This is a genomic window from Variovorax sp. DAIF25 (assembly GCF_050711835.1).
In the GTDB taxonomy this organism is placed as follows: Bacteria; Pseudomonadota; Gammaproteobacteria; order Burkholderiales; family Burkholderiaceae_C; genus Variovorax.
The window spans coordinates 5225637-5241168 of sequence record NZ_CP136636.1 but is presented as its reverse complement, the minus strand read 5'-3'; the positions used below and the strand labels follow the sequence as shown (position 1 = coordinate 5241168).

The window sequence follows — 15532 nt, the reverse complement described above, 5'->3', positions numbered from 1 at the left end:
CGGGCGCGCCATGCACCGTCAGGCGGCATCCGTTCCGGTGCGTCTCGCCTGCCCATGGGCTCATTCGGCCCCATCTCGGCCCGTTTCGCACCATTGACGAGCTTGCAGGCACCATTTTTGCTTCATTGGCCCGCCGTCCTGCTGAATTCAGGTGCGGTGCACCAAATCAATCCAAAAACCAGCAAGAAGCTCCAATGGACGCACTCAAACAGGGCGCAGACGCGCTGTTCATCCTTCTAGGCGCGATCATGGTGTTGGCCATGCATGCGGGATTCGCCTTTCTCGAACTCGGCACGGTCCGCAAGAAGAACCAGGTCAATGCGCTCGTGAAGATCCTGGTCGACTTCTCGGTCTCGACCATCGTCTACTTCCTCGTCGGCTACGGCGTGGCCTACGGCACCCACTTCTTCGTCAGCGCCACCGAGCTGTCGGCCCGCAGCGGCTACGACCTGGTGAAGTTCTTCTTCCTGCTGACCTTCGCGGCCGCCATTCCGGCCATCATCTCGGGCGGCATCGCCGAGCGCGCCAAGTTCTGGCCGCAGCTGATCGCCACCGCGGTCATCGTCGGGCTGATCTATCCCTTCTTCGAGGGCATCGCCTGGAACAAGCACTTCGGCATCCAGGACTGGATCGCCTCGGTCACGGGCCATGAATTCCACGACTTCGCGGGCTCCGTGGTGGTGCATGCCGTGGGCGGCTGGCTCGCGCTGCCGGCCGTGCTGCTGCTGGGCGCGCGGCGCAACCGCTACCGCGGCGACGGCTCGCTGGCCGCGCATCCGCCGTCGAACATCCCGTTCCTCGCGCTCGGCGCCTGGGTGCTGTGCGTTGGCTGGTTCGGCTTCAACGTGATGAGCGCGCAGACCATCGACAAGATCTCGGGCCTGGTGGCGGTCAACTCCGTGATGGCGATGGTCGGCGGCACGCTGGTGGCGCTGGCCATGGGCAAGAACGACCCCGGCTTCGTCTACAACGGCCCGCTGGCCGGCCTGGTGGCGGTGTGCGCGGGCTCCGACCTGATGCACCCGATCGGCGCGCTGGTGGTGGGCGGCGTGGCCGGCGCGATCTTCGTCGCGATGTTCACGCTGACGCAGAACAAGTGGAAGATCGACGACGTGCTCGGCGTCTGGCCGCTGCACGGCCTGTGCGGCACCTGGGGCGGCATCGCGGCCGGCATCTTCGGCACCCAGGCGCTGGGCGGCATCGGCGGCGTGAACCTCGGCGCGCAACTCATCGGTACCGCCATGGGCGTGGTCTGGGCGCTGCTCGGCGGCGCGCTGGTCTATGGCGTGCTCAAGAAGACCGTCGGGCTGCGGCTGTCGCAGGAAGAGGAATTCGACGGCGCCGACCTGTCGATCCACCACATCTCGGCGACGCCGGAGCGCGAAGTCAACTGGTGAACGGTTCGCGGCGGAGGCGGCTCAGCACTTCTGGAAGCGCGGGCACTCGGCCACCGCGCGGATCGCCACCACCGTGTTCTCGCCGTCGAGGTGGCGCGAGACGAACTCGACCGGCGTGCCGTCGGCGATGTCGGCCGCGAGCTTGCGGTCGGCCAGCCTGAAGGTCTGGGTGGTGAACGGAATCTTCGAGCGCGGCGGAATCTTCAGGTGCAGGTACAGCTTGCCGCCGGGCTCCTCGTGCGAGGACATCAGGCGGGCGCGCGTGTAGACGGGGTCGGTCTTCGTTTCCTGCGCGGCGGCGCCTGCGAGTGCGAGCAGGGCCGCGGCGGCCAGGACCATGCGGGACAGCGGCGGGAAGGGCATGTGCGAACTCCTCGTCGAAGGGGGCGGAAACGCCATTGTGGAGCGCCAACCTTCGGCCAAGCCAAAGATGCGTTCGCCCGCGCGCGCCACGGGACCGCGCTTCGGCACAATCGCGCCCCCGGCAAGACCATGGAGGACGGGAGATGGCGAACCACGCGATCGAGATCCGGCGCTTCGATGTCCACGCGGACGATCCGTCCGAATGGGCGCGCTTCCACCGTTACCGGCGCCTTCGCGACGAGGAACTGCACCCCGGCGAGCCGCAGGCGGCCGATGTCGACTTCGAGCACGACGCGCGGCGCCCCATGCCCTTCTTCGAGGCCGAGCGCTTCGTCGCGCGCGAAGGCGACGAACTGGTCGGCAACGTCATCCTCTGGCGGCGCCGGCCCGACGCACCGAACAGCGAGCCGTTCGCGTTGCACGCGGAGGCCTGGCTCGGCGTGCTGGGCACGCACCGGCGCCGCGGCATCGGCAGCCGGCTGCTCGTGCCGCTGCTGGCCTTCATGCGCGCGCACGGCAAGACCGTCGCCACGATGAACACCTTCTACCTGCCGGGCCATGCCTTCCTCGAAGCCTCGGGCGCGGTCCTCAAGCACCGCGTGGTCGAGAACCGCATGCCCATCGACGGCCTCGACGCGGACGAGCTCGCGCGCTGGAGGGCGCAGGGCACGGCCGGTGGCGCGCTGCGCTTCGAGATCCATCCCGGCCGCACGCCGATAGCTCGCCTCGCGCAACTGATGGCGCCGTTCTCCGATCTGTTCAACGACATGCCGCTCGGCGAACTCGAGCTGCCGCCCGCGCGCTACGAGCTCGACGGTTATGCCAACTGGTACCGCGAACTCGACCGCAGCGGCGGCGAGCACCACCTGGTGCTGCTGGTCGACGCCGACGGCACGCTGGCCGCGATGTGCGAAGCGCACTGGGACCCGCGCACTCCCGACCGCCTGCACCAGCGCCTGACCGGCGTGGTGCGCGCCTGGCGTGGCCGCTCGCTGGCCAAGGCGGTGAAGGCCGCGATGCTCGACAGCGTGCGCGCGCTGCATCCCGAACTGCGCACCGTCGTGACCTACAACGCCGAGGCCAACGCGCCGATCCTCGCGATCAACCGCCGGCTGGGGTTCGAGGTGCATCGGCGGCAAGGGGTCTATCAGCTGGGGGTGGAGGCGCTGGCGGAATGCCTGGCGCGGCGCGGGGAATCGGTGGCCTGAAGCGCAAATTGCGCCGATACGCTTCAGATTTGAAGCGTATCGGGCCGGAACCGGTGCCCAGCACGAACGCGCCGCCTGTAGCAAACTCGCGCGACCCCGTTCCCGCCCGAGCCGCCACACCCCACCATGACCCAATCCCCACCCGCCCTCGAAGTCCTCCCGCGCGATCTCTCCGCCTACCGCCAGGGCAATGTCGGCGTCGACTACGTGCACCGCTTCGAATCGGGCAAGCCCGGCCCGCACGTGCTGATCAACGCCCTGACGCACGGCAACGAGATCTGCGGCATGACGGCCGCCACGCACCTGCTCGACCACGGCGTGCGGCCGAAGATCGGCACGCTCACCGTGAGCTTCGCGAACATCGACGCCTACGAGTCCTTCACCGAGGCCGCGCCCTACGACAGCCGCCAGATCGTCCACAACCTCAACCGCATCTGGTCACCCGAGTGGCTCGATGGCAGCGAGGACAGCCCCGAGTTGCGCCGCGCGCGCATACTGCGGCCGGTGGTCGATGCGGCCGACCACATCCTCGACATCCATTCCACCAGCCAGCCGGTGGTGCCGTTCTGGGTCTACCCGTCCTTCGAGCGCAATGCCAAGGTGGCGATGGCCATCGGCCGGCCGCCCGTGCACCTCGTGATGCCCGACGGCCTGGGCTCGGGCACGCCGCTGATCCAGTACGGCAGCCATGGCGGGCCCGACGGGAAGGGCGTGGCGATGGTGGTCGAGTGCGGCCAGCATTTCCTGCGCTCCGCCTCCGACCTGGCGACCGCCGTCACCTACGACTTCCTCGCCTACTTCGGCCTGATCGACAAGGACCCGGCCGCCCCCGCGCCCGAGCCGCAGCGCCGCTTCAAGCTGCTGCAGACGCACGTGATCCAGAGCGAGGACTTCGCCTTCGTGCGCCCGCTGATCGGCTTCGAGACCTTCGCCAAGGGCGAGCTGATCGCCACCAACGGCCCCGACGAGATCCGCGCGCCGGTCGACGACTGCACCGTGTTCATGCCGGCGCAGCGCGTGATCGTGGGGCGCGAGGCGCTCTACCTGACGCAGCCGATCTGAGCCGGGCGGCAGGCCGCGGCGCTCAGCAGATGAGCAGGTGCCGCGGCACGTCGACCGTGCTGTAGTCGGCGTGCCAGTAGTGCGGGTCGTCGCAGAGGCTGAACACCACGTTCTCGTTCGCATGGCGATCGCCGAAGCGGTCGCGCAGCGTGACATGCACCGAGCCGGGGTCGGGCCAATCGGCGCCGGCATCGCTCACGCGGTTGCCCGCGGCGACCTCGGCGGCCACCACGGATTGCAGCGCGGGGTGCAGGCGGGTGTTGAGCAGCGCGAGCGCGGCGGCGCGCGAAGCCGGGGGCATGGCGGGATCGAGGCAGGCGGTGGTGAAGCTGTGGCGCCCAGGCATGGCCGGATGCTCGCTTCTCAAGCCGCCAGCGCACTGCGCGCCGGAATCTTCTCGAAGCAGTGGTTGCACAGCGACTGCTTCACGAAGGCCGCGTGCGTGGTGTCGACCGGTTTCTTGCAGTGCTCGCACATGAAGGCCTCGCCGACCGCGAGCTGGAATTTCTGGAAGAAGGCGTCGCTCAGGTGGATGCGGCGGATGTCGCGGATGTCGTCGCGCACCTTGAGGTTCTCGAGCGTGTTGTTGTCGAGCGCGGTGCGCGTGATGTTCAGGTGGTTGTAGCAGCCGTAGTCGATCGAGTAGACGTTGAAGGTCTCGCCCGCCATGTCCTTGTGCGAGTAGCCCTTCTTGCGCAGGTGCAGTACGCGGAAATCGACCAGACCGAGGATGTGCGGATTGGCCGAGTACTTCTCGCTGATCATGAAGTGGCTCGAGTTCTTGCCGACCACGATCTCCTGCACGATCTTCTCGAGCAGGTTCTTCTCGACCGAGTGCTCGTCGACCTGCTTCTTCTTGTCGGTCTCGTACCAGCCCGAGGTGGCGGCGCGCACGTTCTTGATCGAGATGTGCTTGGAGCCCGAACTCTTGAACTGCGCGTACGAGTGGATGAAGAGGTTGATGAAGTCGCGCGGAATGCCCGCGCTCGCGATCAGCAGTTCGCCCAGCGCCTTGTTGGTGAGGAAGGCGTTGATGAAGGCGTCGTTGTTCTTGCGCGAGGGCAGCAGCAGCTCGTCGGACAGGCTGGGGCTGTGCTGCTCGAGGTGCTTGCACAGCAGCTGGTTGAAGAAGTTGCGGGTCTTGGCCTTGTCGATCTCGAACACGTAGCGGTTGTCGAGCTGGTAGCCGAAGATGTCGCCGCCGTCCTCCAGGCCGTAGAACTTCTCGTCGGTCTTGTGGCCGAGGTCGGTGCGGTTCGGGATCGCGGCGATCTTGAAGCTGAAGCGGCTCGCGATGAAGGACTTCTTGACCAGTTCGGCCAGGTGCTTCTGGGCCGAGTTCGGGATCTCGGACCATTCGTCGATCAGGCAGAAGACGCGGTTCAGCTGCAGTTCCTCGCTCAGGTCCTGCAGCAGGTTCGCGATGTCGAAGACGCTGATGAACTGGTCCTTGAGCCTCGACTCCTGCGACTTGGTCTGCAGGCTGCCCGAGGCCTGCAGCTCGGGCGCCTTCGAGAGCTTGAGCGAGGCGCCGGCCTGCGAGATCGACTCGACGGCGAGGGCCGTTTCCTTGAGCTTGTTGAGCGAACTGCCGTCGAGCTCGCGCTGGATGGCCTCGAGCCGGTGCTGCAGCTGGCGCTCGGCCTCGTCGTCGAGCGGATCGCGGCGCAGCGGGATGATGTCGTCCCGGCCGTGGATGGCGCGCAGGTTGCTCGAGAACGCATTCACCAGGCTGCGGATGACGTTCTTGAACAGGATGACCGCGTACTGCTCCCAGCTCAGGCCGTCGGCCTCGGCATGCGGCAGGATGGTGCGCGCATCGATGTAGACCGCGATCCGCCGCGAGGCGGGGAAGTCGTTGTTGATCTTCTCCTGCAGCGCCTTCAGCAGGTGGGTCTTGCCCGAGCCGCGCCGGCCATAGATGACCTGGTTGTTGAGGTTGTGGATGTCGTGCAGCGCGTCCTCGCCCACGTACAGGCCGAGGTAGCTCTGGTCCTGGATGTTCTCGGCGCGCAGCGCGTTCGAGAGCGTCGCGACGGCCTTCTGGATCTGGACGTCGCTGATGGGCATGGCATTGCCGGTCCGGGGCGCGCTGGTCGTGTTCTTCTGCATGAGGGCTGGTGCAAGTGAAACGGACCGGCGCGCGTCCCCGAGATGGGGCCTCCCGGCGCGCGGTCTGAAAACGAATTGTTACTTGCGTCGAGCGCCTTGCCAACAGAGGCGCCCCGGCCCGGACCGCCGGCGAGGTGCCGGCGCAACGTTCAGGCGGAAATGAACAGCGCCGGATCGACCATGGCGCGGTTGAGCATCACCGACCAGTGCAGGTGCGGGCCGGTCACGCGGCCGGTGGCGCCGACCGCGGCGAGCTTGTCACCGGTCTGGAGCACGTCGCCGACCTTCACGTCGACGCGGCTCAGGTGGCAGTACATGGTCAGCAGGCCGCCGCCATGGTCGAGCCAGACGGTGCCGCCATTGAAGAAGTAGTCGCCGGTGTCGATGACCTTGCCCGGCAGCGGCGCGAGCACCGGGGTGCCGGTGCCGGCCGCGATGTCCATGCCGCTGTGGGGATTGCGCGACTGGCCGTTGAAGACACGGCGCAGGCCGAAGGAACTCGAGCGCCGGCCCGGCACGGGCACGCGCATCTGCAGCGCGGCATCGGGGCGCAGCTCGGTGCGCGTGGCGGTCACGGTGGCGAGGTGGTCGCGCTCGCGCTCGTAGCGCGCCTGGTCCTCGGGCGAGAGGTCGACGGTGCGCGGCGCCACGTTCAGGCGTTGCTCGCGGTACTGCTTGGGCGCGATGCTGTAGCCGAGCTGGCGCGGCGCGGCATCGGGGCGGGCCTGCACCGAGATGCTGGCCTCGCCGGGTTCGGCCGCGAGAGGAATGCCGACGAGGGCGGTCCATTCGATGGCGTCGCCGAGCACCAGCACGGGCTGGTTGCCGTCGCCGCCGGTCGTGGCCAGCGGGCGCGCGGCCGCGGGGCCGAGCGAGAGGCGCGCGATGCCGCCGGGGACCTGGGAGGCGCGGGGCCAGACTTCGGGCGGCTGGGGCTTGGCGGCGCCGGCCTTTTTGGTCGCCGCGGAGGCGGGAAGGGCGGGCAGGGCGAGCAGGGCGGCGGTGCCGATCAGGAGCGTGCGGCGGGTGGAGAGCGGAGCGTGAAGGATGCGTGACATGGGCCGCATTGTGGCGGCATGGCCCGCGCCCGATTGTCGGAAAGCACCATGAAAAACCGGGGCGCGCGGCCCCGGTTCGTGGTGCGGCAGAGCGCCGGCGCCTACTTGCCCCAGCTGTCGCGCATGCCCGCCGCGCGGTTGAACACGCGCCGGCCGTCCTCGGCCGCCTTGGCGTCGAGCACGAAGTAGCCATGGCGTTCGAACTGGAAGGCCGATTCGGGCTTCGCTTCGGCGAGCGAGGGCTCGACATAGGCCGCGCAGACCTCGAGGCTGTGGCGGTTGAGTTCATCGAGCAGCTCGCCGCCGCCCGGATTGGCTTCGGAGAACAGCCGCTCGTAGAGCCGCACCTCCGCCTGCACCGCGTCGGCCACGGCCACCCAGGTGATGTTGCCCTTGACCTTGATCGCGTCGGCGCCCGGGGTGCCGCTCTTGGTGTCGGGCACCAGCTTCGCCTGCACCTCGATGAGCTTGCCCTCGGCATCGCGCGTGGCGCCGGTGCACTCGATGACGTGGCCGTACTTGAGCCGCACCTTGTTGCCGGGGAACAGGCGGAAGAAGCCCTTGGGCTGCACGTCCTCGTAGTCGGTGCGCTCGATCCAGACCTCGCGGCCCAGCTTGAAGGCGCGCTTGCCGAGCTCGGGATGGTGCGGATGGATCGGCGCCGAGCAGTCGTCGAGCGCGCTTTCATCTTTGTCGGGGCCGCCCATCAGCTCGCCCCAGTTGGTGATCACCAGCTTGACCGGGTCGAGCACGGCCATCGCGCGCGGCGCCACGGGGTCGAGGGTGTCGCGCAGCGCGGCCTCGAGCGCGGCGTAGTCGATCCAGCCGCCCGACTTGGTGGTGCCGCTGCGTTCGCAGAACAGGCGCAGCGCCTCGGGCGTGTAGCCGCGGCGGCGCAGGCCGGCCAGCGTGGGCATGCGCGGGTCGTCCCAGCCGTCGACGTGCTTTTCCTCCACCAGCTGGCGCAGCTTGCGCTTGCTGGTGAGCACGTGCGTCACGTTGAGGCGCGCGAATTCGTACTGGCGCGGGTGCGGGCTGGCGATCAGGCCGCCCTCGGCGAGGCGGTCGAGCAGCCAGTCGTAGAACGGGCGCTGGTCCTCGAACTCCAGCGTACAGATGCTGTGGGTGATCTGCTCGAGCGCGTCCTCGATCGGGTGCGCGTAGGTGTACATCGGGTAGATGCACCACTTGTCGCCGGTGTTGTGGTGCGTGGCCCGGCGGATGCGGTAGAGCGCCGGATCGCGCATGTTGATGTTGGGGCTCGCCATGTCGATCTTGGCGCGCAGGGTGGCGGCGCCGTCGGCGAGCTTGCCGTCGCGCATCTCGCGAAAGCGCGCGAGGTTCTCCTCGGGGCTGCGGCTGCGGTACGGGCTGTCGGTGCCGGGCTTGCCGAAGTCGCCGCGGTTGGCGCGCACTTCATCGGCCGATTGCTCGTCGACATAGGCCAGGCCGGCGCCGATCAGGTATTCGGCCGCGCGGTACATGAAGTCGAAGTAGTCGCTCGCGAAGTACTCGTGCGGCTGCATCACGCCGGGCGCGCTGGGGCGGTCGGCGAGGTAGGTCTCGTAGCCGAGCCACTCCACGGCGTCGCGGATCGAATCGACGTACTCCTGCTCTTCCTTCTCGGGGTTGGTGTCGTCGAAGCGCAGGTGGCAGACGCCGCCGTATTCGCGCGCCAGCTCGAAATTCAGCCAGATGCTCTTGGCGTGGCCGATGTGCAGGTAGCCGTTGGGTTCGGGCGGAAAGCGCAGGCGGACCCGGGCCGGGTCGCTCATGCCATGGGCGTGGTGTTCGGCATCGCCCGGAGCCCCGCCCCAGCGGCGGCCGGTGTAGGCGCCCTGGGCGAGGTCGTTTTCGATCACGTGGCGCAGGAAATTGCTGGGTGCGGCGGGTGTTTTTGCGACGTCTTTGTCGGTCGGGGAGGTCATCGACGCATTCTAATTTGGGGGATCTTCAGGTTACCTTTGGCAACGCTCTTCACAATGCGGCGGGCAACCACTTTGCATTTGGCGCGTTCAATACGTACATGGGCAGTGAATGCCTTCCCTACAAGGAGTCCAACATCATGAGCGTCACCCGTTCTACCTTCTTCAAGTGGGCCGCCGCAGGCGTCGTCGCCGCCGGTGCCCTGTTCGCGGCCACCTCGGCCAGCGCTCGCGGCGACGTGAGCTGGTCCATCGGCGTCGGCGTTCCCGGCGTGGCGGTGGGCGTGGGCGGCCCCGCCTACTACCCGGCACCGGTCTATGCGCCGCCGGCCCCCGTCTACTACGCCCCGCCGCCGCCGGTGTACTACCGCCCGCCGCCGGTCTATTACCGTCCGGCCCCGGTGTACTACGCGCCCCCGGCCTACTACGGCCCGCGCTATTACGGTCGCGGCTACTACCGCGGTCATGGCCACGGCCACTGGCGCTGAAATGCCACGCTGAATGTGAGCAAATGAAAAAGCCGGTTCTTCGGAACCGGCTTTTTCTTTGGGCGACGCATCGGCCCGGATTTCACATGGCGCGAAACAGGTGGGCGTAGAGCCGGCTGACCGGTATCCGCTCCGGCCGCCCGCGCAGGTCCAGGGCGAGCTTGCCGGCCTCGTCGCGGTGCACCGCCTCGATGGCCGAGGCGCGCACGACGACCGCCCGGTGCACCTGCCAGAAGGTCTGCGCATCGAGCTGCGGCAGCAACTGCTTGAGCGGGGTGCGGATCAGGTATTCGTGGTCCGCGGTCAGCACCCGCAGGTATTTGTCGGCGGCCTCGAAATACAGCACCTCGTCGATCGGCACCATGCGCACCGTACTGCCGCCGGCGTCGCTGGCGGCGATCATGCGCAGCGGCGTGGCCGAGGGCTCGGGCATCGGCGCGCCGGCGCCGCCCGCGGCGGCCAGCACCTCGCGCCAGCGCGCCAGCGTGCGGTCCAGCGCCTCGTCGGCCGGCGTTTCGGCCGCCGGCCGCGCGGCCAGCGCCTGTTTCAGCCGCGCCACCGTCTTGCGCAGCCGCTCGGGCTGCACGGGCTTCAACACGTAGTCGATCGCCTGGGCCTCGAAGGCGCGGGCCGCGTACTCGTCGTAGGCGGTCACGAAGACCAGTTGCGGCATCGGCGCCTCGTCGGCGGGCCAGGCATCGGCCAGCTCGGTGGCGGCGCCCAGGCCATCGAGGCCCGGCATGCGGATGTCGAAGAACAGCACCTGCGGCAGCAGCCGCAGCGCCTCGCGCACGGCGCTGCGGCCGTCGCCCGCGATGGCGGCGATCTTCAGCTCGGGCCAGGCGGCGGCCAGTTCGGCCTTCAGCGCTTGCGCGAGCAGCGGTTCGTCCTCGGCGATCAGCGCGGTGGGGATGGCGGCAGTGTTCATGGCGTGGGGGAGGCGGCCGGCGCGTCGCCGGTGGAGGAAGCCTGCAGCGGAAAGCGCAAGGTGGCGCGGGTGCCCGTGTGCTCGCCGGGCGCGAGCGTCAGGGTGGCGCGCGGGCCGTAGACCGTGGTCAGCCGTTCGCGCACCTGTTCGAGGCCGAAGCCGCCGCCGTCCCGCGACGTCGACGGCGACGCGGCATCGAGCCCGATGCCGGTGTCGCTGAGTTCGATCACCAGCAGGTCGCCCTCGCGGCGCGCGCGCACCGCGATCTCGCCGCCCTCGACCTTGGGCTCGAGGCCGTGGCGGATGCTGTTCTCCACCAGCGGCTGCAGCAGCAGCGGCGGCACCGGCACTTCGCGCAGCTCGGCCGGCAGCTCGAGCGCGTAGCGCAGCCGCTCGCCCATGCGCACCGACATCAGCTCGAGGTAGTCGGCCAGCCGGTCGAACTCCGCCCCCAGCGGATGCGCGAGCGTGCGCGAGCCGCTGAGGGTGACGCGCAGGTAGCTGTTGAGCCGGTCGAGCATGGCCACGGCGCGCGGCGGATCGAGCGTGATCAGCACCCGCAGGTTGGCCAGCGTGTTGAACAGCATGTGCGGCTCGAGCTGGGTCTCGAGCAGCTTGAGGCGCGCTTCGGTCGCGTCGCGCCTGGCTCTTTCGATCTGGCCCTGCAGGTGCTTGCTCTTGCCGAGGCTGTAGAAGAAGAAGCAGGCGCCGGCCGTGGCGACCAGCGTGATGGTCAGCGTGGTGGCCAGCTTGTGGCCGCGGTAGTCGAGGAAGTCGAGCAAGGGGGCGCCGCTCCAGGCGTCGCCGATCAGGTTGCCGAGCAGGAAGCCGGCGGTCACGCCGAAGCCGATCAGCGCGATGCTCTGCGTGCCATGCGGCCAGAGCACCTCGCGGTGGCCGCTCATCAGCAGCCGCCCGCCGTCGATGCACAGCCAGCTGATCAGGCCGATCGCCATCGAATAGACCATGTGGTTGGCCCAGCTGCGGCCGCTCGAGATGCTGAGCGCGGCCGCGATCAGGCAGCAGAAGACGGCGGTGATCAGCCCGTGCCGCAGCAGGTCGCGCAGGTTCTCGATGCCGAACCTGGGGCGGGCGGCGGCAGGGGCCTGGTTCAACGGCGCTCCCCGGCGGCCAGCGCGCGGCGTTCGCGTTCGACCAGGCGCTCGTAGAAGTCGCCGCCCGGCGCGATGAACCAGATCACGGCGCCGTGCACCAGCAGGCCCAGGCCCCAGCCCATCAGCGGATAGACGGCCCAGGTGTGGCCCTTGGAGGCCGACAGCGCGACCAGCCCGAGGTTGACCAGCACGTAGACGAAGGCATGGATGTACCAGCCCATCTTGGCGCCGGCGCGGCGGCGGGCGCGCTTCTCGAGTTCTGCGGGAGAAGGGGACGAGGACGTGTTCATGACAGCTCCTTGATCTGAACGGGAATGAAATCGGCAGGTGGGGAGGCGACGGGCGCCGGGGCCTCGACGGCCGCGCGCCGGCGCAGTTCCTCGGTGGTCTCGCCAGGCCCGTCGGGGTTCCAGCCCGGCGGCTTCACGAGGTAGCCGACGAAGGCGCGCATCGAGCGGGCCGAGGCCAGGTCCTTGAACAGCGCGCGCCATTGGCTGAACTCGATCTCGAGCAGGTTGTACGAGGTGATCGGCTTCACGAGGCCGTAGCGGCAGGGCAGGTCGGCGCGTTCGGGGATGTAGGTGCCGAACAGGCGGTCGAACACGATCAGCACGCCGCCGTAGTTGCCGTCGAGGTATTCGAGGTTCGAGGCATGGTGCACGCGGTGCGCCGAGGGCGTGTTGAGCACCCATTCGAGCGGCCCGAGCTTCGGGATCCAGGTGGCGTGGATCCAGAACTGGTAGAGCAGGTTCAGGGTCAGCATGATCAGCACCACGCGCGGCGGCATGCCCAGCAGCGGCGCCAGCATGAAGAAGGCCAGCGTGCCGGTGAGCTTGCCGGTCCAGCCGAAGCGGTAGGCGGCCGACAGGTTCAGCTCGTTGGGCGAGTGGTGGATCGCATGGGTGCACCAGAACCAGCGCACCCGGTGCGCGGCGCGGTGGTACCAGTAGTAGCAGAACTCCTGGCCGATGAAGCAGGCGGCCCAGCCGGTCCAGTGGTCCAGCGGCAGGGTGAACAGGCGGTGCGCGTAGAGCCAGTCCATGGCGCCGACCCAGAAGGCCAGCGGCAGCAGCCAGCGCAGCGGGTATTCGCGCACCAGGAAGTCGAACACCGAGATGCCGGCCGCCTTCCAGTCGTAGCTGCGCCAGCCGTTGCGCCACGAGAGCACCAGTGCTTCGGCCAGCGAGGCGATCAGCACCACGGACACCGAGATCTTGAGGATCAGCACGAGGACGGACATGGCGCTTCCTGCAGGCGTGGGGGAATGGGCGGGCGAAAAGGGCGGCGCCGATCTTAGGCGGCGCCGGCTTCGCTGGCCATGGCGTCGGTGGCGATCGCCAGCTTCCACAGGCGCAGGGCGCGGGCCGCGAAGACGCCGCTGAAGGCGCCGTAGAGCACGGGGATCGCGACCGCGAACACGCTGTCGTGGCGCAGCTCGGGGTGCATGACCAGCGCCACGCCCACCACGTACTTGGTGAAGAAGATGCCCATCATCAGCGCCAGCGGCACCGCGCTGCCGGCCAGGTGGAAGCGGCGCGTGGCGGCGTCGTAGCGGGTGCTCGCGGGCAGCGGGCGCCGCAGCACCAGCGCGATCATCACGGCCGCGGCGGCGGCCCAGCCGAGCAGGGCGCCGAGCGAATCGCCGAAGGCCGAGGCCACGCCCATCAGCGACAGCGCGCCCATCGCGATCGGCATCAGCGTGATGCGCGTCAGGCTCACGCTGCCCGACAGCAGCTGCTTGCTGCCGAGCCAGACCAGCAGCACGAAGACGGCGAACACCCACTTGGGCGTGTGAAGAAGGATCTGGATCAGCATGGGGTGGCTCCTTGATCGGTCGAGGGTGGAAAGGCGGCCGGAAAATCCGGGAGAAACGATGGATGCCCGAGGGCGTTGGAGCGGACTTTGCCGGCGCGCTCGCAGGGCCGCCACGGCCGTGCGATGAAATGCGGGGGCGCGGCGCGAAGTGCGTACCGGCGGCGCCAAATGCGGCCGGACGCGGCGCGCGGGCGGCACGGAATCCGGTGGGCCGCGGCCCGCCACCCCCGAAGTCGAAAGCTTTACCGTCGCTTTACGGCACAGCAAACTCTGCATACACCTTTCGGCGCTGTACTCTAGGCCGCAACCCGTTCAGGCTCTACTCGCTTCCCATGGACCCCCACACCCCTGTTCCCCCGCCGGCCGCCGCATCGCCCACGCATCCCCCGGTCCGACGCCGCCGCTGGGTCGGCAGCCTGATCGCGCTGTTATTGCTCGTGGCCCTGGGCGGCGGTGCCTGGTACCTGGTGCAACGCGCGAAGACGCCGGTGGCCGGCCCCGGTGCCGGACCGGGCGGCCCCGGTGGGCCGGGCGGTCCTGGCGGCCGGCGCGGCGGCGGTGGCGGCGGTGCCGCTTCCAGCACCGTCGGCATCGCGACCGCGCGGCAGGCCGACATCCCGATCCAGCTCGAGGCCCTCGGCACCGTCACGCCGCTGGCCAACGTCACGGTGCAGCCGCAGGTTTCGGGCGTGCTGACGCAGGTGCTGTTCCAGGAAGGGCAGATGGTCAAGAAGGGCGACGTGCTCGCCACCATCGACCCGCAGCCCTACCAGAACGCGCTGGCCCAGGCCACCGGCGCGCGCCAGCGCGACGAGGCGCAGCTCGCCGCGGCGCGCGTCACCCTGCAGCGCTACCAGACCCTGCTGGGCCAGGACTCGATCGCGCGCCAGGACGTCGACACCCAGAGCGCGCTGGTCAAGCAGCTCGAGGGCACGGTCGCGATCGACCGCGCCAACGAGAACTCCGCGCGGTTGAACCTGACCTGGACCCGCATCGCGGCGCCGGTCGGCGGCCGCATCGGCCTGCGGCCGGTGGACGTGGGCAACTACGTCTCGACCGGCACCAGCGGCGGCATCGCCGTCATCACCCAGATCGCGCCGATCGACGTCGTGTTCTCGGTGCCGCAGGACCGCGTGCCCGAGGTGCAGGAGCGCCTCGCCGCCGGCGCCAGGCTGCCCGCCACCGCCTTCGACCGCACGCGCGTCAAGCAGCTCGCCACCGGCAGCTTCTCGACGCTCGACAACCTGGTCGACACCCAGACCGGCACGGTCAAGGCCAAGGCCCGCTTCGTCAACGCCGACGGCGCGCTGTTCCCGAACCAGTTCGTCAACCTGCGCCTGTTGCTGCGCACCGTGACCAGCGCCGTGGTGGTGCCGGTGACGGCGATGCGCAACGGCCCGAACGGCGACTACGTCTATGTGCTGAACGCCGACAACACGGTGTCGCAGCGCGTGGTGACGCGCGGCGAATCGAGCGTCGACAACATCGCGGTGACCGCCGGCCTGAATGCCGGCGAGGTGGTCGTGACCGAGGGCGGCGACCGCCTGAAGGACGGCGCGCGCGTGCAGACCCAGGCCGACCGGCCCGCGGTCGCGCCCGGTGCCGCCGCCAATGGCCAGCACCGTGGCGGGCGGCGCCAGCGCGAGGGCGCGCAGGGCGGCGCCCAGGGCGGGCAGGCACCGGCCGGTGGCGCCGCGTCGTCCGCCGCGCCCGCGGCCGGTGGCAACGCCGCGCCCGCGCCGGGCACGGCACCCGCTGCTCCCGCAACGACCCCGGCCCCTGCGGCCGCGCCCGCCACCGGCGCCCAGCCGGCCGCACCTGCCGCCGCACCCACGACGGCCGCCCCCAAGCTCCCCACCGCCGAACAGCGTCAGCGCATGCTCGACGCCGCCAAGGACGACCCCGAGCAGCTCGAGCGCCGCAAGCGCTTCCTCGAACAGCTCGACCGTGGCGATCCGGCCGCGCTCGAACGCTGGCAGCGCATGGCCGAACGGCAGGGCCAGGGCGGGCAGGGCGAGGGCCGCCGCCAGGCGCCGCAAGGCCAATGACGCGCCGGCCTTC

General features: G+C 69.5%; 15 protein-coding genes. 5 read left to right on the top strand and 10 right to left on the bottom strand.

The window, feature by feature from the left end; all coding sequences use genetic code 11:
• The first annotated feature begins 194 nt into the window (after positions 1–194).
• A complete protein-coding gene (locus R0232_RS24095; RefSeq protein WP_431509661.1) occupies positions 195–1397 on the top strand; it encodes an ammonium transporter in 1203 nt (400 codons plus the stop codon).
• Positions 1398–1418: 21 nt separating this feature from the next.
• On the opposite strand, the gene R0232_RS24090 is transcribed toward R0232_RS24095, so the two are convergent.
• Complete coding sequence (locus R0232_RS24090) at positions 1419–1760, bottom strand: hypothetical protein (protein WP_431509660.1); 342 nt, start codon at positions 1758–1760, stop codon at positions 1419–1421.
• Between the two features lie 143 nt (positions 1761–1903).
• Here R0232_RS24090 and R0232_RS24085 point away from each other — a divergent pair, with 143 nt between their 5' ends.
• Together R0232_RS24085 and R0232_RS24080 are read left to right on the top strand one after the other, a co-directional pair.
• Complete coding sequence (locus R0232_RS24085; protein WP_431509659.1) at positions 1904–2968, top strand: GNAT family N-acetyltransferase; 1065 nt, start codon at positions 1904–1906, stop codon at positions 2966–2968.
• A 126-nt stretch (positions 2969–3094) separates the two neighbouring features.
• Entirely contained in the window at positions 3095–4030 is a 936-nt protein-coding gene (locus tag R0232_RS24080) for a succinylglutamate desuccinylase (protein ID WP_431509658.1), read from the top strand.
• A gap of 22 nt (positions 4031–4052) precedes the next feature.
• Here the strand turns inward: R0232_RS24080 and R0232_RS24075 are convergent, their stop codons facing one another.
• The 4 genes from R0232_RS24075 to R0232_RS24060 all read right to left on the bottom strand — a co-directional run bounded on the left by R0232_RS24075 (position 4053) and on the right by R0232_RS24060 (position 9128).
• Positions 4053–4376 carry a hypothetical protein gene (locus R0232_RS24075; RefSeq protein ID WP_296781465.1) on the bottom strand — a complete coding sequence of 108 codons (324 nt, stop codon included), beginning with the start codon at positions 4374–4376 and terminating at the stop codon, positions 4053–4055.
• A gap of 17 nt (positions 4377–4393) precedes the next feature.
• Positions 4394–6142 carry a hypothetical protein gene (locus tag R0232_RS24070; RefSeq protein ID WP_431509657.1) on the bottom strand — a complete coding sequence of 583 codons (1749 nt, stop codon included), beginning with the start codon at positions 6140–6142 and terminating at the stop codon, positions 4394–4396.
• Between the two features lie 149 nt (positions 6143–6291).
• Complete coding sequence (locus tag R0232_RS24065) at positions 6292–7200, bottom strand: peptidoglycan DD-metalloendopeptidase family protein (RefSeq protein ID WP_431509656.1); 909 nt, start codon at positions 7198–7200, stop codon at positions 6292–6294.
• Positions 7201–7301: 101 nt separating this feature from the next.
• Positions 7302–9128, bottom strand: coding sequence for a glutamine--tRNA ligase/YqeY domain fusion protein (locus R0232_RS24060; protein WP_431509655.1), 1827 nt, complete (start codon positions 9126–9128; stop codon positions 7302–7304).
• 137 nt (positions 9129–9265) lie between these two features.
• Between R0232_RS24060 and R0232_RS24055 the strand changes: the two genes are divergently transcribed.
• Positions 9266–9613, top strand: a complete 348-nt coding sequence (locus tag R0232_RS24055) for a hypothetical protein (protein ID WP_093341198.1) — start codon at positions 9266–9268, stop codon at positions 9611–9613.
• An 82-nt stretch (positions 9614–9695) separates the two neighbouring features.
• Here R0232_RS24055 and R0232_RS24050 read toward each other — a convergent pair whose 3' ends face one another.
• Genes R0232_RS24050 through R0232_RS24030 form a run of 5 tightly spaced genes read right to left on the bottom strand, consistent with a single transcriptional unit; the run spans position 9696 to position 13471 of the window.
• Complete coding sequence (locus tag R0232_RS24050; RefSeq protein WP_431509654.1) at positions 9696–10541, bottom strand: LytR/AlgR family response regulator transcription factor; 846 nt, start codon at positions 10539–10541, stop codon at positions 9696–9698.
• Complete coding sequence (locus R0232_RS24045) at positions 10538–11656, bottom strand: sensor histidine kinase (RefSeq protein WP_431509653.1); 1119 nt, start codon at positions 11654–11656, stop codon at positions 10538–10540. The genes R0232_RS24050 and R0232_RS24045 overlap by 4 nt, the downstream gene beginning before the upstream one ends.
• Positions 11653–11946, bottom strand: coding sequence for a 2TM domain-containing protein (locus R0232_RS24040; protein ID WP_093339854.1), 294 nt, complete (start codon positions 11944–11946; stop codon positions 11653–11655). Before R0232_RS24040 ends, R0232_RS24045 begins: the two co-directional genes overlap by 4 nt.
• Positions 11943–12896: a sterol desaturase family protein gene (locus R0232_RS24035; protein ID WP_431509652.1), complete on the bottom strand. Its 954-nt coding sequence runs from the start codon at positions 12894–12896 to the stop codon at positions 11943–11945. The genes R0232_RS24040 and R0232_RS24035 overlap by 4 nt, the downstream gene beginning before the upstream one ends.
• A gap of 53 nt (positions 12897–12949) precedes the next feature.
• Positions 12950–13471, bottom strand: coding sequence for a DUF6622 family protein (locus R0232_RS24030; protein WP_398497245.1), 522 nt, complete (start codon positions 13469–13471; stop codon positions 12950–12952).
• Between the two features lie 332 nt (positions 13472–13803).
• On the opposite strand from R0232_RS24030, the gene R0232_RS24025 reads away from it, so the two are divergent.
• On the top strand, positions 13804–15519 hold the full coding sequence (locus R0232_RS24025; protein WP_431509651.1) for an efflux RND transporter periplasmic adaptor subunit: 1716 nt from the start codon (positions 13804–13806) through the stop codon (positions 15517–15519).
• Positions 15520–15532: the final 13 nt, after the last annotated feature.

Bases quoted from the DNA above. Each gene is read 5' to 3' on its own strand.
- R0232_RS24080 (WP_431509658.1), top strand. From the start codon at position 3,095: ATGACCCAATCCCCACCCGCCCTCGAAGTCCTCCCGCGCGATCTCTCC.
- R0232_RS24075 (WP_296781465.1), bottom strand. From the start codon at position 4,376: ATGCCTGGGCGCCACAGCTTCACCACCGCCTGCCTCGATCCCGCCATG.
- R0232_RS24040 (WP_093339854.1), bottom strand. From the start codon at position 11,946: ATGAACACGTCCTCGTCCCCTTCTCCCGCAGAACTCGAGAAGCGCGCC.
- R0232_RS24065 (WP_431509656.1), bottom strand. From the start codon at position 7,200: ATGTCACGCATCCTTCACGCTCCGCTCTCCACCCGCCGCACGCTCCTG.
- R0232_RS24030 (WP_398497245.1), bottom strand. From the start codon at position 13,471: ATGCTGATCCAGATCCTTCTTCACACGCCCAAGTGGGTGTTCGCCGTC.
- R0232_RS24095 (WP_431509661.1), top strand. From the start codon at position 195: ATGGACGCACTCAAACAGGGCGCAGACGCGCTGTTCATCCTTCTAGGC.
- R0232_RS24025 (WP_431509651.1), top strand. From the start codon at position 13,804: ATGGACCCCCACACCCCTGTTCCCCCGCCGGCCGCCGCATCGCCCACG.
- R0232_RS24060 (WP_431509655.1), bottom strand. From the start codon at position 9,128: ATGACCTCCCCGACCGACAAAGACGTCGCAAAAACACCCGCCGCACCC.
- R0232_RS24085 (WP_431509659.1), top strand. From the start codon at position 1,904: ATGGCGAACCACGCGATCGAGATCCGGCGCTTCGATGTCCACGCGGAC.
- R0232_RS24035 (WP_431509652.1), bottom strand. From the start codon at position 12,896: ATGTCCGTCCTCGTGCTGATCCTCAAGATCTCGGTGTCCGTGGTGCTG.
- R0232_RS24090 (WP_431509660.1), bottom strand. From the start codon at position 1,760: ATGCCCTTCCCGCCGCTGTCCCGCATGGTCCTGGCCGCCGCGGCCCTG.
- R0232_RS24055 (WP_093341198.1), top strand. From the start codon at position 9,266: ATGAGCGTCACCCGTTCTACCTTCTTCAAGTGGGCCGCCGCAGGCGTC.
- R0232_RS24070 (WP_431509657.1), bottom strand. From the start codon at position 6,142: ATGCAGAAGAACACGACCAGCGCGCCCCGGACCGGCAATGCCATGCCC.
- R0232_RS24050 (WP_431509654.1), bottom strand. From the start codon at position 10,541: ATGAACACTGCCGCCATCCCCACCGCGCTGATCGCCGAGGACGAACCG.